General features: G+C 60.6%; 15 protein-coding genes. 6 read left to right on the top strand and 9 right to left on the bottom strand.

Annotated features, from left to right (window positions below; all coding sequences use genetic code 11):
* The 6 genes from emhB (at position 1) to PMI27_RS07415 (ending at position 8,969) form a co-directional block, all read left to right on the top strand.
* Positions 1-3,165: an efflux RND transporter permease subunit EmhB gene (gene emhB, locus PMI27_RS07390; RefSeq protein WP_008152908.1), complete on the top strand. Its 3,165-nt coding sequence runs from the start codon at positions 1-3 to the stop codon at positions 3,163-3,165.
* Complete coding sequence (gene emhC / locus PMI27_RS07395; RefSeq protein ID WP_024164590.1) at positions 3,162-4,622, top strand: efflux RND transporter outer membrane subunit EmhC; 1,461 nt, start codon at positions 3,162-3,164, stop codon at positions 4,620-4,622. Before emhB ends, emhC begins: the two co-directional genes overlap by 4 nt.
* Positions 4,623-5,077: 455 nt before the next feature.
* Positions 5,078-6,337, top strand: a complete 1,260-nt coding sequence (locus PMI27_RS07400) for an OprD family porin (RefSeq protein ID WP_008147346.1) — start codon at positions 5,078-5,080, stop codon at positions 6,335-6,337.
* A 196-nt stretch (positions 6,338-6,533) separates the two neighbouring features.
* Entirely contained in the window at positions 6,534-7,724 is a 1,191-nt protein-coding gene (locus PMI27_RS07405) for an NAD(P)/FAD-dependent oxidoreductase (protein ID WP_008147344.1), read from the top strand.
* A gap of 22 nt (positions 7,725-7,746) precedes the next feature.
* A complete protein-coding gene (locus PMI27_RS07410) occupies positions 7,747-8,130 on the top strand; it encodes a DUF1641 domain-containing protein (RefSeq protein WP_008147341.1) in 384 nt (127 codons plus the stop codon).
* Positions 8,131-8,150: 20 nt separating this feature from the next.
* Positions 8,151-8,969, top strand: coding sequence for a methyltransferase domain-containing protein (locus PMI27_RS07415; protein WP_008147338.1), 819 nt, complete (start codon positions 8,151-8,153; stop codon positions 8,967-8,969).
* Between the two features lie 95 nt (positions 8,970-9,064).
* Here the strand turns inward: PMI27_RS07415 and pcaC are convergent, their stop codons facing one another.
* The 9 genes from pcaC to PMI27_RS07460 all read right to left on the bottom strand — a co-directional run bounded on the left by pcaC (position 9,065) and on the right by PMI27_RS07460 (position 17,324).
* Positions 9,065-9,457 (bottom strand): 4-carboxymuconolactone decarboxylase, encoded by a 393-nt coding sequence (pcaC, locus tag PMI27_RS07420; protein WP_008147336.1) that lies wholly within the window; start codon positions 9,455-9,457, stop codon positions 9,065-9,067.
* A gap of 10 nt (positions 9,458-9,467) precedes the next feature.
* Entirely contained in the window at positions 9,468-10,259 is a 792-nt protein-coding gene (pcaD, locus tag PMI27_RS07425; protein ID WP_008147334.1) for a 3-oxoadipate enol-lactonase, read from the bottom strand.
* Positions 10,260-10,270: 11 nt separating this feature from the next.
* Positions 10,271-11,635 (bottom strand): 3-carboxy-cis,cis-muconate cycloisomerase, encoded by a 1,365-nt coding sequence (locus PMI27_RS07430; protein WP_008147332.1) that lies wholly within the window; start codon positions 11,633-11,635, stop codon positions 10,271-10,273.
* Positions 11,636-11,680: 45 nt separating this feature from the next.
* On the bottom strand, positions 11,681-12,985 hold the full coding sequence (locus PMI27_RS07435; RefSeq protein WP_008147330.1) for an MFS family transporter: 1,305 nt from the start codon (positions 12,983-12,985) through the stop codon (positions 11,681-11,683).
* Between the two features lie 190 nt (positions 12,986-13,175).
* Entirely contained in the window at positions 13,176-13,742 is a 567-nt protein-coding gene (gene pcaG / locus PMI27_RS07440; RefSeq protein WP_008147328.1) for a protocatechuate 3,4-dioxygenase subunit alpha, read from the bottom strand.
* A gap of 1 nt (position 13,743) precedes the next feature.
* Positions 13,744-14,448, bottom strand: a complete 705-nt coding sequence (gene pcaH, locus PMI27_RS07445; RefSeq protein WP_008147326.1) for a protocatechuate 3,4-dioxygenase subunit beta — start codon at positions 14,446-14,448, stop codon at positions 13,744-13,746.
* A gap of 37 nt (positions 14,449-14,485) precedes the next feature.
* Positions 14,486-15,691: a 3-oxoadipyl-CoA thiolase gene (gene pcaF, locus PMI27_RS07450; RefSeq protein WP_177327877.1), complete on the bottom strand. Its 1,206-nt coding sequence runs from the start codon at positions 15,689-15,691 to the stop codon at positions 14,486-14,488.
* Positions 15,688-16,467: a CoA-transferase subunit beta gene (locus PMI27_RS07455; RefSeq protein ID WP_008147324.1), complete on the bottom strand. Its 780-nt coding sequence runs from the start codon at positions 16,465-16,467 to the stop codon at positions 15,688-15,690. Before PMI27_RS07455 ends, pcaF begins: the two co-directional genes overlap by 4 nt.
* Positions 16,467-17,324 (bottom strand): CoA transferase subunit A, encoded by an 858-nt coding sequence (locus tag PMI27_RS07460; protein WP_008147322.1) that lies wholly within the window; start codon positions 17,322-17,324, stop codon positions 16,467-16,469. Before PMI27_RS07460 ends, PMI27_RS07455 begins: the two co-directional genes overlap by 1 nt.
* Positions 17,325-17,437: the final 113 nt, after the last annotated feature.

Below are 17,437 nucleotides of genomic sequence, written 5' to 3'. Positions count from 1 at the left end.
ATGTCCAGATTTTTTATCGACCGTCCGATTTTTGCCTGGGTAATTGCCCTGGTGATCATGCTGGTCGGGGCACTATCGATCCTCAAACTGCCGATCAACCAATACCCGAGCATTGCGCCTCCGGCCATTGCGATCTCTGTGACCTACCCGGGCGCGTCTGCACAAACCGTGCAGGACACTGTGGTGCAAGTGATCGAGCAACAGCTCAACGGTATCGATAACCTGCGTTATGTCTCCTCGGAAAGTAACTCCGACGGCAGCATGACCATTACCGCGACCTTCGAGCAGGGCACCAACTCCGATACCGCGCAGGTTCAGGTCCAGAACAAGCTGAACCTGGCCACCCCGCTGCTGCCGCAAGAAGTGCAGCAACAGGGTATCCGCGTGACCAAGGCAGTGAAAAACTTCCTGATGGTGATCGGCGTGGTGTCGCGCGACGGCAGCATGACCAAGGACGACCTGTCCAACTACATCGTGTCGAACATGCAGGACCCGATTTCGCGGACCGCCGGTGTGGGTGACTTCCAGGTCTTCGGTGCCCAGTACGCGATGCGGATCTGGCTCGACCCGGCCAAGTTGAACAACTTCAACCTGACCCCGGGCGACGTGAAAACCGCCATCGCCGCGCAAAACGTCCAGGTGTCGTCCGGTCAACTCGGTGGCTTGCCTGCCGTGGCCGGTCAGCAACTGAACGCGACGATCATCGGCAAGACCCGTCTGCAAACGGCTGAGCAGTTCAAGGCCATCCTGCTGAAGGTCAACAAGGATGGTTCGCAAGTGCGTGTCGGCGACGTGGCGGATGTCGGTCTGGGTGGTGAAAACTACTCGATCAGCGCCCAGTTCAACGGCAGCCCGGCCTCCGGTCTGGCAGTGAAACTGGCCAACGGTGCCAACGCCCTCGACACAGCAAAAGCACTGCGCAAGACCATCGAATCCCTCAAGCCGTTCTTCCCGCAAGGGATGGAAGTGGTATTCCCGTACGACACCACGCCGGTGGTGACCGAGTCGATCAAGGGTGTGGTTGAAACCCTGGTCGAAGCGATCGTGCTGGTGTTCCTGGTGATGTTCCTGTTCCTGCAAAACTTCCGCGCCACCGTCATCACCACGATGACCGTGCCCGTCGTATTGCTGGGGACCTTCGGGATCCTCGCGGCGTTCGGTTTCAGCATCAACACCCTGACCATGTTCGGTATGGTGCTGGCCATCGGTTTGCTGGTGGACGACGCCATCGTCGTGGTGGAGAACGTCGAACGGGTCATGAGCGAAGAAGGCCTGTCACCCAAGGAGGCCACCAAGAAATCCATGGGGCAGATCCAGGGTGCACTGGTCGGTATTGCCCTGGTGCTCTCGGCGGTACTGTTGCCGATGGCATTCTTCGGCGGTTCCACCGGTGTGATCTACAAGCAGTTCTCGATCACCATCGTCTCGGCCATGGCCCTGTCGGTACTGGTCGCACTGATCTTTACCCCGGCGCTCTGCGCCACCATGCTCAAAGCGATTCCCAAGGGTGAGCACGGCGTCCCGAAACGCGGATTTTTCGGCTGGTTCAACCGCAACTTCGACCGTAGCGTGAAAAGCTACGAGCGCGGCGTTGGCAACATTCTGCGCAACAAGGTGCCGTATCTGCTGGTGTACGTGATCATCGTCGTCGGCATGATCTGGTTGTTCCTGCGTATTCCATCCGCGTTCCTGCCGGAAGAAGACCAAGGTGTACTGTTTGCCCAGGTGCAAACCCCGGCCGGTTCCAGTTCCCAGCGCACGCAAGTGGTCGTGGACGAGATGCGTGAGTTCCTGCTGCGTCCGGGCAAGGACGGCGGTGAAGGTGACGCGGTGGCCTCGGTGTTTACCGTGACCGGCTTCAACTTCGCCGGCCGTGGTCAGAGTTCGGGTATGGCGTTCATCATGCTCAGACCGTGGGACGAACGTAACGCCGAGAACAGCGTGTTCAAAGTCGCGGCCCGTGCCCAACAGCATTTCTTCACCTTCCGTGATGCCATGGTGTTTGCGTTCGCACCTCCGGCGGTGCTGGAACTGGGTAACGCCACCGGTTTCGACGTGTTCCTGCAAGACCGTGCCGGTATCGGTCACGACGCACTGATGGCTGCACGCAACCAGTTCCTCGGTATGGCGGCGCAGAGCAAGGTGCTGTCGCAGGTCCGCCCGAACGGTCTGAACGACGAACCGCAATACCAACTGGAAATCGATGACGAGAAGGCCAGTGCCCTGGGCATTACCATCGCCGACATCAACAGCACCCTGTCGATTGCGCTGGGCAGTAGCTACGTCAACGACTTCATCGACCGCGGTCGGGTGAAGAAGGTTTACGTGCAAGGCCAGCCGGGCGCGCGCATGAGCCCTGAAGACGTGAAGAAATGGTACGTACGCAACAGCGCCGGCACCATGGTTCCATTCTCCGCATTCGCCAAGGGTGAGTGGATATACGGTGCGCCGAAGCTGTCGCGTTATAACGGCGTAGAAGCGATGGAAATCCTCGGTGCCCCGGCACCCGGCTATTCCACCGGTGAAGCCATGGCCGAAGTCGAAGCCCTGGCCCAGAAACTGCCGGCCGGTGTCGGTATTTCCTGGACCGGCCTGTCGTACGAAGAACGACTGGCGGGTTCGCAGGCGCCGGCGCTGTTCGCGTTGTCGATCCTGATGGTGTTCCTGTGTCTGGCCGCGCTGTATGAAAGCTGGTCGATTCCGATTGCGGTGGTGCTCGTGGTGCCATTGGGGATTATCGGTGCCTTGATGGCAACCAGCTTGCGCGGTCTGTCCAACGACGTGTACTTCCTGGTGGGTCTGTTGACCACCATTGGTCTGGCAGCGAAAAACGCCATTCTGATCGTCGAGTTCGCCAAAGACCTGCATGAACAGGGCAAGAGCTTGCAGGAGGCCGCCATCGAGGCTTGCCGCATGCGTTTGCGTCCGATCATCATGACCTCCCTGGCGTTTGTCCTCGGCGTCGTGCCGCTGGCCATTTCCACTGGCGCCGGCTCGGGTAGCCAACACGCCATCGGTACCGTGGTGATTGGCGGTATGATCACCGCCACCGTTTTGGCGATATTCTGGGTCCCGCTGTTTTTCGTCACCGTGTCGGCCATGGGGCAGCGCAAAATCGCTGACCAGGACGACGCTCTAGAACCTTCTAAAGAGGCTGGCTTATGAGCAAGTCGCTACTTTCCCTGGCTGTTGCCGCCTTCGTGCTCGGTGGCTGCTCGCTGATACCCGATTATCAGCAGCCTGAAGCACCGGTGGCGGGCCAGTACCCGCAAGGCCCGGCATATTCGCCGGCCCAGGCGCCTGCCCAGGCTGCCGCCGAACAGGGCTGGAAGCAGTTTTTCCATGACCCGGCGCTGCAACAACTGATCCAGGTCGCCCTGGAAAACAACCGTGACCTGCGTGTCGCTGCGTTGAACATCGACGCCTTTGCGGCTCAATACCGCATCCAGCGTGCCGATCTGTTCCCGGCCGTGTCGGCCAACGGCACCGGCAGCCGTCAGCGGGTCCCGGCCCGGGCCTCGCAGACCGGCCAAGCGGACATCACCAGTTCCTACTCGGCGACGGTCGGCATCAGCGCCTATGAACTCGACCTGTTCGGTCGGGTTCGCAGCCTGAGCGAAGAAGCCCTGCAGAAGTACTTCGCCACCGAAGAAGCACGACGCAGTACCCAGATCAGCCTGGTGGCCAGTGTGGCCAATGCCTACCTGACCTGGCAGGCCGACAAGGAACTGCTGAAACTGACCCAGGACACCCTGGGTGCGTTCGAGGAGAGCTACAAGCTCACCGCCCGCAGCAACGAAGTGGGTGTCGCCTCGGCGCTGGACCTGGCCCAGTCGCGTACCTCGGTGGAAAACGCCCGCGCGCAATTGGCCAAGTACACCCGTCAAGTCGCCCAGGATGAAAACAGCCTGGTGTTGCTGCTCGGCACTGGTGTCCCGGCCAATCTGCAAGCGGCCAAGCCATTGGCTGACGACCTGCTGAGCGAAGTGCCGGCCGGTCTGCCATCGGACTTGCTGCAACGCCGTCCGGACATCCTTCAGGCCGAATACAACCTGAAAGCCGCCAACGCCAACATCGGCGCGGCGCGGGCCGCGTTCTTCCCGAGCATCAGCCTGACGGCCAACGCCGGGACCCTGAGCCCGGATCTGTCCGGTCTGTTCAAGGGCGGTTCGGGTACCTGGTTGTTCCAGCCGCAGATCAACCTGCCGATCTTCAACGCCGGCAGCCTGCGCGCCAGCCTGGATTATTCAAAAATCCAGAAAGACATCGGCGTGGCGAACTACGAGAAGTCCATTCAAACGGCCTTCCAGGAAGTCGCCGACGGCCTGGCCGCGCGCCAGACCTACACCGATCAGTTGCAGGCCCAGCGTGATTTCGTCACCGCGAACCAGGACTACTACCGTCTGGCCGAGCGTCGTTATCGCATTGGTGTCGACAGCAACCTGACCTTCCTCGATGCCCAGCGTCAGCTGTTCAGTGCCGAACAGGTATTGATCACCGACCGTCTGGCGCAACTGGTCAGTGCCGTCAATCTGTACAAGGCACTCGGCGGTGGCTGGAACGAGCAGACGGCGAAGAACGAGCCGTTGAAAGAAGAAGCGCCGAAGCTGAAGTTGTTTTGATAGCGCTGTAAAACAAGAAGCCCACCGATTGGTGGGCTTTTTGTTGTCTGCAGGAAAATTGTGGCGCCAGGACTGGCCTCATCGCGAGCAGGCTCACTCCCACAGGAGATCTAGGTTGAACACAATATTGATGACCGGCAGAGATCAACTGTGGGAGTGAGCCGGCTCCGGGCGGCGTTCCGACGATGAGGCCCGCCCAAACAACACAAATCCCCAGCCAATCTTATGTTCGATAATCGCCCAAAACCCGCTTTCCCCGATTGAACCCTCCCGCCCATCCCCCGCACCATTCGTCGCACAAGACCAATAACAACAGGTTCGACACCATGCCCCCGCGTCCTGCCCTGTCCGGCTGATCCCATTCGTTTTTATCCCGAATTCAGAATTCTTGTCTGCAACCCCAAGGTTGCGGCAGCGCCCCGTTTCACACCTAAAAACTAGAGAGACCCGCACACATGACACCTTCCAGCACGCAATACTTGTTCCCCAGCCTACTCGCCGTCGCACTGGCCAGTACGGCTCTGCCCGCCATGGCCGAGGAGTCAGGCTTTGTCGAAGGTGCCAAGGTCAACCTGAACCTGCGCAACTTCTACATCAATCGCAATTTCACCAACCCGACCAAAGCCCAGGGCAAGGCAGAAGAGTGGACGCAAAGCTTCATCCTCGACGCCAAGTCCGGGTTCACCCAGGGCACCGTCGGGTTCGGCATGGATGTGCTGGGGCTGTACTCGGTGAAACTCGACGGCGGTAAAGGCACCGGCGGTACGCAGTTGCTGCCGCTGGATCACGACGGTCGCCCGGCGGACAACTTCGGTCGCACCAACGTGGCGTTGAAGGCCAAGCTGTCGCAGACCGAAGTGAAGGTGGGCGAATGGATGCCGGTGCTGCCGATCCTGCGTTCGGACGACGGTCGTTCCCTGCCGCAAACCTTCCGTGGCGGCCAGATCACCTCGAAGGAAATCAACGGCCTGACGCTCTACGGCGGCCAGTTCCGCGCCAACAGCCCGCGCGACGACAGCAGCATGAACGACATGTCGATGACCGGAAAACCAGCGTTCACCTCCGACCGCTTCAACTTTCAGGGCGGCGAATACGCCTTCAACGAGAAGCGCACCCAGATCAGTGTGTGGAACGCCGAACTCAAGGACATCTACAGCCAGCAATACGTGAATCTGATCCACAGCCAGCCCATTGGCGACTGGACCCTGGGCGCCAACCTCGGTTTCTTCTATGGCAAGGATGACGGCAGCGCCCGGGCCGGCGAGCTGGACAACAAGACCTGGTCGGGCCTGTTCTCGGCCAAATACGGCGGCAACACCTTCTATGTCGGCCTGCAAAAACTCACCGGCGACAACGCCTGGATGCGGGTCAACGGCACCAGCGGTGGCACCCTGGCCAACGACAGTTACAACGCCAGTTATGACAATGCGAAAGAAAAATCCTGGCAGGTACGGCATGACTACAACTTCGTCGCCCTTGGCATTCCCGGCCTGACCCTGATGAACCGTTACATCAGCGGCGACAACGTGCACACCGGCACCATCACCGACGGCAAGGAATGGGGCCGCGAAAGCGAACTGGGCTACACCGTGCAGAGCGGCGCGCTCAAAGACCTCAACGTCAAATGGCGAAACTCGACCATTCGCCGTGACTTCAGCAACAACGAGTTCGATGAGAACCGGGTGATCGTCAGCTATCCGATCAGCTTGCTATAGCGCAACTCAGGCAGCGACCGCAGGACGAAAACGGTCGCCTGCCTCTCACCACCGGTCGGTACACACTGGCGCTTTGCACAGGGGCGCATACAGTCAAGAAGCGTGTTTAATTCTCCATCCTGATGTAGGAGCCCCTTTTTCCTTCCGTTATCTCCGGATGCTGTACGCGAAGCTGCCATGACCACGGAGGTCAGGTATGAGCAAGCGAATAGTTATCGTCGGTGGCGGCGTAGGTGGAACCATGTTGGCCAATCAACTGGCCAGCAAGCTGTATCCAGAAATCCTGCGCGGCGAAGTCTCGATTGCCCTACTGTCCAATTCCCCCGATCACTACTACAAACCTGCGTTCATGTACGTGGCGTTCAATCAGTTCTTTGAAGAAGAACTCAAGCGCCCGGAACGTTCACTGTTGCGCCCGGAAATCAGCTTTTTCGTGGAAGAGGTCACGGGTTTCGATTTCCCCGGACAATCCCTGAAAACCCGCAGCGGCAAGCGTTATGGCTATGACTTTCTGGTCATTGCCACCGGTTGCGTGCCCGCGCCGGAGCGCATCGAGGGCTTGAAAGAAGCCGGCGACCACTTCTACCAATATCAGCCCGCCCGCCAGTTGGCAGAACGTCTGAGTACGATCAAAAAAGGCCGGATCTTCATCACGGTGTCTTTCCCGCAGACACCCAACGTGCCGCACCAATGCGGCATTGCGCCGGTAGAAACGACGTTGATGCTCGACGACTTGCTGCGTCGTCGGGGCGTGCGGAACCAGGTGGAAATCGTCTACACCTACCCGACCACGGCTCAGCTACTGCGTAACTGCCTGTTCCTGCAACGCCCCACCGGGGAAATCCTGCCCGGCATTTTCGAGCAGAAAAACATCCGCTTCCAACGCGGCTTCACCCTCAGCCGTGTCGATCCCGAACGAAAAATCGCCTACTCCGAGGAAGGCGAAGAGCAACCCTTCGACATCCTGATGGCGACACCGCCGATCCGCGCCGTCGATGCGGTGCTGGAGTCCGGAGTGTCCCAGGCGCCCAACAACGAAGGTTGGTTGCCGACGCACCACGAGACCCTGCAGGTCTACGGCCTGGAACACGTCTATGTGATTGGCGACACCGTCGATCTGCCGGTGAGCAAGGCCGGTGGTGCCTGCCATAACCAGGCGCCGGTCATCGCCAACAACATTGCTGCCGAGATTCGCCTCGGCGCGCCCAACAGCGTCTACGACGGAAGGGTTCAGGCCGTGGCGCAGATGGGTCTCAACGCCGGGATGCCGCTGTGGTACGACTACGCCCATGACGTCCTGCCGACACCGCCGACCAAACTCGGCGGTCTGCTGAGAAATGGTTTCAATCGTGGCCTCTACTGGGCGGTTGCCCGTGGAATGCTTTGATCCGCTCAGGGAGGAGTAAACAATGACGAACCTATCAGATGAAACCCTGGCGGCCAGCGCTGCCGGCATGCCCGCAACACCAGGACTCGCCGCCTTGATGGCGAAACTCCAGCCGCTGATCGACGGCGGTCGGCTGGACAACATTGTCGATGTGCTATCGCTGGTCTCGGACATGACCGACCTGTTGGACGCAGCGATGGTGGAAAAACTGGCGCGGCTGTTCGAAAACGCGACGGCGGCCACCTGGACCGTCAGTAACGCCGTGCGCCTGGCGAAGGCCGAGGTCGCCGCCGCCCCCGAGCCGCCGGGTGCCTATGCGCTGCTCAAACTGCTGAACGACCCGGACACGCGCAAAGGCGTGGCGGTCGTCCTGAAAACACTGAACGTCATTGGAAGGCAACTGTAACCGCCAGAGAGGATCACCTCATGAGCGTCAAACTTGAATCGGCAGGGAAAGCCTGTATCGACTGGGACGCCAAGGCGTACCAGCAGTTTTCCCGCCTCAGGCAACGACCGGTCAATGAATTGCTCGACCGTGTCGAACTCAAACAGCCCAAGCGCATCTACGACCTGGGATGCGGCACCGGCATCGCCACGCAACAATTGGCCAAGCGTTGGCCTCGCGCGCAGTTGCAGGGCATCGACAGTTCGGAGCAAATGCTGGACGAAGCCCGTTGTCTGCCGATCAAGGCGTCGTGGAAACACTGCAATCTACTCAACTGGCAACCCGAACAACCGGCGGACCTGCTGTTCGCCGCCGCCGTACTGCACTTCGTCAGCGGTCACGAACAGTTGTTGCCGCGACTGCTCGGCCAGCTCAATCCGGGTGGATGCCTGGCCGCACACATGCCCGACTGGCGGGATGCGCTGTGGTACCAACTGATGCTCGACACCCTTGAAGAAGCAGGCCCCGGAGGCGAACCACTCGGCACCCCGCAGTTACGCGAGGCCATGGCGGCGCGGCCGTTGTTGTCTTTGGAAAGTTACTACCGATTGCTCTCGCCGATCACCCGGACACTGGATATCTGGGAGACCGAACAGCTACAGGTTGTCGACGGCAAGTCGCCGATCTATGACTGGGTCAAAGTCTCGGCGCTGCGGCCGGTGATGCAGGGTCTGAAGGACGATGAACAGGCGCGGTTCATCTACCACTACCTGATGCGCGTGCATGCGCATTACCCGCCGGAGATTGACGGGCACACGTTGTTTCCGTTCAAGCGAATCTTCATCGTCGCCACGGTTTGAAGATCAAAAGATCGCAGCCTGCGGCAGCTCCTACAGGTGTACGCATTCCCCTGTAGGAGCTGCCGCAGGCTGCGATCTTTTTTGAAGCCCTTACTCTACTCCCGCGATTCGACGCCAAGCTCATCCCACACCGACTCCGCCAGGTGGAACGTCGCGTTCGCTGCGGGAATGCCGCAGTAGATCGCGCTCTGCATGATCACTTCCTTGATCTCGCCGCGGGTCACGCCGTTGTTGGCGGCGGCGCGCAGGTGCAGTTTGAGTTCTTCATTGCGGTTCATGCCGATCAGCATAGCGATGGTGATCAGACTGCGGGTGTGACGCGGCAGCCCCGGACGGGTCCAGATGTCGCCCCAGGCGTGACGGGTGATCATCTCCTGAAACTCCGAGTTGAACTCGGTCAGCGCATTCAGGCTGCGGTCGACGTGGGCGTCGCCGAGTACCGCGCGACGGACTTTCAGGCCCTCGTCGTAACGTTGTTTCTCGTCCACAACAATCCCCTTAATGAGCTGACAAAAACGCCAACACGCGCTCGCTGAACGCAGCACCGGCCTGAACGTTGGACAGGTGCGCTGCATAGAACTCGGCGTACTCGGCGCCCTGCACGTGTTCCTGAATGAAGTGCCCGCCGGACGGCGGCGTGACCGCGTCTTCGGTGCCGGCGATGACCAGCAGCGGCACCTTGATCGAGGACAGCTGATCGCGGAAATCGGCATCGCGCACGGCGGCACAGTTCGCGGCATAGCCTTCAGGCGAGGTGGCCGCGAGCATGTCCGTAATTTTTTTCGCGGCAGCAGGATTGGCTTCAGCAAAATCCGCGGTGAACCAGCGCGCAATCGACGCATCACGTAGCGCGACCATGGCGGCCGGACCGTCACGCAGCACGGTTTCAATGCGCGGGTTCCACACCGACGGATCGCCGATTTTCGCCGCGGTGTTGCACACCACCAGTTTGTTCAGGCGATCACCCGCGTTGATCCCCAGCCACTGGCCAATCAGCCCGCCCATGGACAGACCGCAGAAATGCGCGCGTTCGATGTGCAACGCATCCAGCAGCGCCAGCACGTCATGGCCCAGTTGCTCGATGTTGTACGGCCCCGGCGTGACCAGCGATTGGCCATGCCCTCGGGTGTCGAAACGCAGCACGCGAAAATGCTCGGTGAACGCCGCAATCTGCGCATCCCACATGTGCAGGTCGGTGCCCAGCGAGTTGGACAGCACCAGCACCGGCGCATCTGCCGGGCCATCAAGTTGGTAATGTAGTTCGCCCTCGGCGAGTTGTACGAAAGCCACAGCAATCTCCTTCAGGCAGTCAACGCAGAATGTTCAGCCACCGCTCGCTCGACCCAGGTATGGGCCTGACCGAGGTAATGGGCGGGGTCCAGCAGATGATCGAGTTCAGCAGGCGAGAGTTCGGCGGTTACTTGCGGTTCGTCGCCGAGCACTGCACGCAGATGACGTTGTTCAGCCACTGCGCGCTTGCAGCATTGCTCCAGCAAATGGTGCGCAGTGTCGCGGCCGACCCGTTGGGCGAGGACGATGCTCACCGCTTCGGCAAGCACCAGGCCCTGGGTCAGATCGAGGTTGCGGGCCATGCGCTCGGCGTCCACTTCCAGCCCATCCGTCACCAGCAACGCTTGTTTCAAGCTGCCGGACACCAGGCAGCAAATCTCCGGCAGGGTTTCCCACTCGGCATGCCACAGGCCCAGGCTGCGCTCGTGTTCTTGAGGCATGGCGCTGAATAGCGTCGAGAGCAAACCCGGAACGCGCGTCGCAGCACCGATCAACACCGCCGCGCCCACCGGGTTGCGTTTGTGCGGCATGGTCGAAGAGCCGCCCTTGCCCGGTGCGGAAGGTTCGAACACTTCAGCGGCTTCGGTCTGCATCAACAGGCTGATGTCACGGCCGAGTTTACCGAGGCTGCCGGCGATCAATCCCAGTACCGAGCCGAACTCCACCAAGCGATCTCGCTGGGTGTGCCAAGGTTGATCCGGCAATGTCAGTTTCAATTCTTCAGCCAGCGCGTGGGCAATCGGCATCGCCTGCTCGCCGAGGGCCGCGAGGGTTCCAGAAGCGCCGCCGAATTGCAGCACCAGCAGTCGCGGTTTGAGTTGTTGCAGACGTTGACGGCTGCGAGTGACAGCGCCCAGCCAACCGGCGATTTTCATGCCGAGGGTGACGGGTGTCGCGTGCTGTAACCAGGTGCGCCCGGCCAGCGGTGTGGCGACGTAGCGCAACGCCTGGGTCGCCAGCGTTTCGCCCAGTTGCGCCAGATCGTTTTCGATCAGCTCCAGCGCCCCACGCAGTTGCAACACCAGACCGGTGTCCATCACGTCCTGGCTGGTAGCGCCCAGATGCACATAGCGCTCGGCTTCGGCATGGTTCGCCGCGATCTGTTTACCCAATGCCTTGACCAACGGAATGGCCGAATTACCGGCCGTGGCAATCGCCTCGCCGAGAGCCGCGAAGTCGTAATGCCCAGCCTGACAGGCCGCTTCAATCGGCGCGACAGCCGTTTGCGGAATCAGCCCGACTCGCGCCTCGGCCCGAGCCAGCGCCGCTTCGAAATCAAGCATCGCTTGAACCCGACCCTGATCGCAGAACACCTCACGCATGTCGCGGGCAGTGAAATAGGCATCAAACAATTGATTGCCCGGTCGCTCGTTCATAAACAGTCCCTGGAGGCGTGGGCCGGTCAGGCCCACGGGTAAAGATCAAAGGTCGTTTTCCAAATACTTCGCCTGTTTCGGCAAGCGCAGGCTGAACAGGAACGCCACCGCCATCATCACCGTCACGTACCAGTAGAAGGAGTTTTCCATGCCCCCGGCCTTGAGGCTCAGAGCCACATATTCCGCCGAACCACCGAAGATTGCATTCGCCACCGCATAAGCCAGGCCGACGCCCAATGCGCGCACTTCCGGCGGGAACATTTCGGCTTTTACCAAGCCACTGATGGAGGTGTAAAAGCTGACGATCGCCAGTGCCACGGTAATCAGCACAAAGGCCAGAAACGGACTGCTGACGCTTTTCAGGCTCAGCAGGATCGGCACGGTGCACAACGTCCCCAGAGCGCCGAACCACAGCATCGAGTTACGTCGGCCGATCTTGTCCGCGAGCATGCCGAACAGCGGCTGCATGCACATATAAAGGAACAGCGCGCCGGTCATGATGTAGCTGGCGGTCTTGGCCTGCATGCCGGCGGTGTTCACAAGATATTTCTGCATGTACGTGGTGAAGGTGTAGAAAATCAGCGAGCCACCAGCGGTGTAACCGAGCACGGTGATGAACGCCGCTTTATGGTCGCGGAACAGCGCACGGATGCTGCCGGCGTCCTTGTTTTCGCGCATTTCCTTGCTGGTGGTTTCCTTGAGCGAACGGCGCAGGAACAGCGAAATCAACGCCGCCGCCGCACCGACGACAAACGGAATCCGCCAGCCATAGGCGCGCAAATCATCCTCAGTGAGGAACTGTTGCAGGATTACCACCAGCGACACCGCCAGCAACTGCCCGCCGATCAGCGTCACGTATTGGAACGAGGCGAAGAAACCGCGCTGGCCCTTGAGGGCCACTTCACTCATGTAGGTCGCGGTGGTGCCGTACTCACCGCCCACCGACAACCCCTGAATCAGGCGGGCGAACAGCAGCATGATCGGCGCCCAGACGCCGATGTCCTTGTAGGTCGGCAGACAAGCGATGAGCAACGAACCGAAGCACATCATCAGAATCGAGATCAACATCGAATTCTTGCGCCCGTGCTTGTCCGCTAGCCGGCCGAAGATCCAGCCGCCGATGGGCCGCATCAGGAACCCGGCGGCGAATACGCCAGCCGTATTCACCAGCTGCACAGTCGGGTTATCGGACGGAAAAAAGGCAGGGGCGAAATAGATCGCGCAGAAGGCATAGACGTAGAAGTCGAACCATTCGACGAGGTTGCCGGACGAGGCGCCGACAATCGCGAAGATCCTTTTACTGCGCTCTTCGCCGGTGTAGAGGGCTGTAGTAGCGGTGTTAGTTGTCATTGTTTTTTACTCAATGGGGACTGTGAAAGTCTAGACACACTTTGCAACAGTCCCGTTCCACAGTTACATCAGCAACGCGATCCCCTGTAGGAGTGAGCCTGCTCGCGATTGCGGTGTATCAGTGCCATCAATGCTGAATGACACACTGCAATCGCGAGCAGGCTCGCTCCCACAGGTGTTGTGTGTTCGCTCAATAGTCGAAGAACACTGTCTCGGCGTCGGTGCCTTGCAGGATCACATTCCACTGGTACACACCGGACGCATCCTGCTTCGCCAGCAAGGTGCTGCGACGTTCAGCCGGCACACATTCCAACAGCGGATCCGCCACGTTGGCCGGTTCGCCGTCAAAGTAAATCCGCGTCAGCAAGTGCTTCACCAACCCGCGAGCAAACACCAGCACCACCAGGTGCGGCGCCTGAGTCGAGCCTTTCAAGCCTTCAACCGTGCCCGGCTTGATCGTGGTGAAACGAAAGCGCCCTTCGGCATCCACCGGCACCCGGCCAAACCCTTCGAAGTTCGGGTCCAGGGGTTTGTCCTGATCGTCTTCGGGGTGGTCATACTTGCCGGCGGCGTTGGCCTGCCAGACTTCCAGCATCGCGTCGTTGACGACGTCGCCGTTGCCATCGATCACTTGCCCGGTGATCGCCACGCGCTCGCCGAGGGTTTGTTCGACGGTCAGGTTTTCGCGGTTCAGCCAGGTCAAGCCAATGTGGTAATACGGCCCGACGGTGTGGGACGTGGTCGCGTTCAGCGTCATCTTATTTCTCCATCGGCGTGGCTTCGCGGCCGCGCAAGACGATGTCCCAGCGATAACCGAGGGCATAGGAAGGGATGGTTTTTTCCAGGTCGAAACTGGCGATCAGACGCTCTTTGGCGCTGGTGTCCGGTACGCAGTTGTAGATCGGGTCATACGCCAGCAGCGGATCGCCCGGAAAATACATCTGAGTGACCAGGCGCGTCAGAATACTCGGCCCGAACAGTGAGAAATGGATGTGCGCCGGGCGCCATGCGTTGTGGTGGTTGCCCCACGGATAGGCGCCGGGCTTGATGGTCTGGAATTGGTACCAGCCATCGGCGTCGGTCACGGTGCGGCCGGTGCCGGTGAAATTCGGGTCCAGCGGTGCATCGTGCAGGTCGCGATCATGGTTGTAGCGACCGGCGGCGTTGGCCTGCCAGATCTCCACCAGAATCCCCGGCACCGGCAAACCGTTTTCATCCAGCACGCGGCCGTGAATGATGATGCGCTCGCCCAGTGGCTCGCCCTTGTGCTGGGCAGTCAGGTCGTTGTCCTGCGCTTGAATGCGCTCGGCACCGATAGTCGGACCGGTAATTTCCGACAACGAATGGGGCAAAAACACCAACGGCTTGGACGGCGAGCGACGGTTGGTGGATTGATAGGCCGGGTGCAGGTAGTCCGGCTGGGTGCCCTCTTGCGGGCGGCGGTAACCAGGCTTGTCAGTCATGGAGCATTTCCTCAGTTCTTATTAGTCACGCCGCGTGTCAGACCCGTTCGATCGCCAGGGCCAGACCTTGGCCAACGCCGACGCACATGGTCGCCAGACCTTTCTTGCCACCGGTCTTTTCCAGCTGATGCAGCGCGGTCAGTACCAGGCGGGCGCCGCTCATGCCCAACGGATGGCCCAAGGCAATGGCGCCACCGTTCGGATTGACCTGGGCCGCATCGTCCGCCAGCCCCAGTTCACGCAGCACCGCCAAACCCTGGCTGGCGAAGGCTTCGTTGAGTTCGATCACGTCGAAATCGCTGACGGCCAGGCCGAGGCGCTCGGTCAGTTTGCGCACCGCCGGCACCGGGCCAATGCCCATCACCCGAGGGGCGACACCGGCGCTCGACATGCCCAGCACTTTGGCGCGGGCGGTCAGGCCGTGTTTCTTCACCGCTTCGGCGGACGCCAGGATCAACGCCGCCGCACCGTCGTTCACACCCGAGGAGTTGCCGGCGGTGACGGTCTTGTCCGGACCATTGACCGGTTTGAGTTTGGCCAGGACTTCCAGTGAAGTGTCGCCGCGCGGATGCTCATCCTGGCTGACGATACTTTCACCCTTCTTGTGGGCAATGCGCACTTCAACGATTTCTTCGGCGAAAAATCCTGCGGCCTGCGCGGCGGCAGTCCGCTGCTGACTGCGCAGTGCGAAAGCGTCCTGATCCTCGCGGGAAATTTCGTAATCGTCAGCCACGTTATCGCCGGTCTGCGGCATCGCATCCACGCCGTATTGGGCTTTCATCAACGGATTGATAAAGCGCCAGCCGATGGTGGTGTCTTCCAGCTTCATGTTGCGCGAGAACGCCGCATCCGCTTTGCCCATAACGAACGGTGCGCGGGACATCGACTCGACGCCGCCAGCAATTGCCAGCTCCATCTCGCCACTGGCGATGGCGCGGAAGGCAGTGCCGATCGCGTCCATACCCGAGGCGCAGAGGCGATTGAGGGTCACGCCCGGAATGGTTTCCGGCAGGCCCGCCAGCAACAGCGCCATGCGCGCCACGTTGCGGTTGTCTTCGCCGGCCTGGTTGGCGCAACCGAGGAACACCTCGTCCACTGCGCTCCAGTCCACCGACGGGTTGCGCTCCATCAGCGCCTTGATTGGCACGGCGGCCAGATCGTCGGCGCGAACCGCCGACAGGCCTCCGCCGAAACGGCCGATGGGGGTGCGAATCGCGTCGCAGATATAAACGTCACGCATCATGCTTCTCCCGGTGCTTGGCCGTGGGCCGCGGCAGTGCGGGCTTCCAGATCACGCAGCGCCTTCAGTTCGACTTCGGTCGGCTCGGCAGTGTTTTCAACGTGCTCGGCAAAACGAATCGCCCAACCGGTGGCGGCAGTCACTTGCTCCCGGGTCACGCCTGGGTGCAGAGCGGTGACCACGAATTCATGGGTGCCGGCTTCCGGTTCCATGATGCACAGGTCGGTAATGATGCCGACCGGACCGGCGCCCGGCAGGCCGAGACGCTTGCGCGAATCACCGCCCTCGCCATGGCCGACCGAAGTAATGAAGTCGAGCTTGTCGACAAAGGAACGCGCCGACTGCTTGAGAATGATCAGCACGCTTTTGGCCGAGCCAGCGATCTCCGGCGCACCGCCGGCACCCGGCAGACGGACTTTCGGCTGATGGTAATCGCCGACCACGGTGGTGTTGATGTTGCCGAAACGGTCGACTTGCGCGGCACCGAGGAAACCAACGTCGATGCGCCCGCCCTGCAACCAATAGCGAAAAATCTCACCGGTCGGGACGACAGTGTCAGCGGTTTCCGCCAGCTCACCGTCACCGATCGACAGCGGCAGTACGCTCGGCTTGGCACCGATCGGACCCGATTCGTAGATAAGGACGACGTCCGGCGAGGAAGTCAGACGCGCCAGGTTGGCGGCTTTCGACGGCAGGCCGATGCCGACGAAACACACCGAACCGTTTTTCAAACGGCGGGCAGCGGCGACGGTCATCATTTCATTGGTGGTGTAAGTCATTACTTGGCCTCCGAAGCAGCGGCCAGTTTGGCCTGGAACTCGCTGAAGTCAGCGCAGCCGTGGATGTACTCGTTGATCCACGCGGTGAAGGTTTCACGGTCGCGGGCAATCGGGTCCCAAGCCTGGTAGAACCGGTTATCACGTTCGTTGTAGCCGTGAGCGTAAGACGGATGCGCGCCGCCAGGGACATGGCAGACCGCGCTCAAGGCCCAGGTCGGCAGAACGCAGGAGTTCATCGGTGCATTGAGGTCGTCGACGATTTCTTCGACGGTGACGATGCAGCGTTTGGCAGCCAGTGCCGCTTCTTTCTGCACGCCGAGAATGCCCCACAGCAACACGTTGCCTTTGCGGTCGGCTTTCTGCGCGTGAATCACGGTGATGTCCGGGCGCACCGAAGGCACGGCCGCCAATACTTCACCGGTGAATGGGCAGGTGACGGTTTTGATCAGCGGGTTGACCTTCGGCAGGTCAGAGCCGGCGTAGGCACGCAGCACCGCGAACGGTAGGCCGGAAGCGCCAGCGACGTAGGCATTGGCCAGGTCGGCGTGGCTGTGTTCTTCGATTTCCAGCGCGTGCGGCCACTGCTTCTCGACGGCGTCACGCAGGCGATGCAGCGAACCGACGCCCGGGTTTCCGCCCCAAGAGAAAATCAGCTTGCGAGCACAACCGGCGCCGATCAACTGGTCGTAGATCAGGTCAGGCGTCATCCGCACCAGGGTCAGGTCTTTCTTGCTCTGACGAATGATTTCGTGACCCGCCGCCGTAGGGATCAGGTGAGTGAAGCCTTCGAGCGCGACGGTATCGCCGTCGTTAACGAATTGCTTCACCGCGTCGTGCAGCGAAAGGATTTCAGCCATGGGGCAGGCTCCCGTTTTGTTATGAACCGACAGTGGAAGAAAAAGGCGCGATGCGCAGCGCCGGAATGACTGAAGAGTAAGCCCCTGAAAAACGCCAAACAATCCGATAATCG

Origin of the sequence: Pseudomonas sp. GM41(2012) (genome assembly GCF_000282315.2) — a bacterium.
Lineage (GTDB): Bacteria > Pseudomonadota > Gammaproteobacteria > Pseudomonadales > Pseudomonadaceae > Aquipseudomonas.
This window is presented reverse-complemented; position numbering and strand designations above follow the sequence as displayed.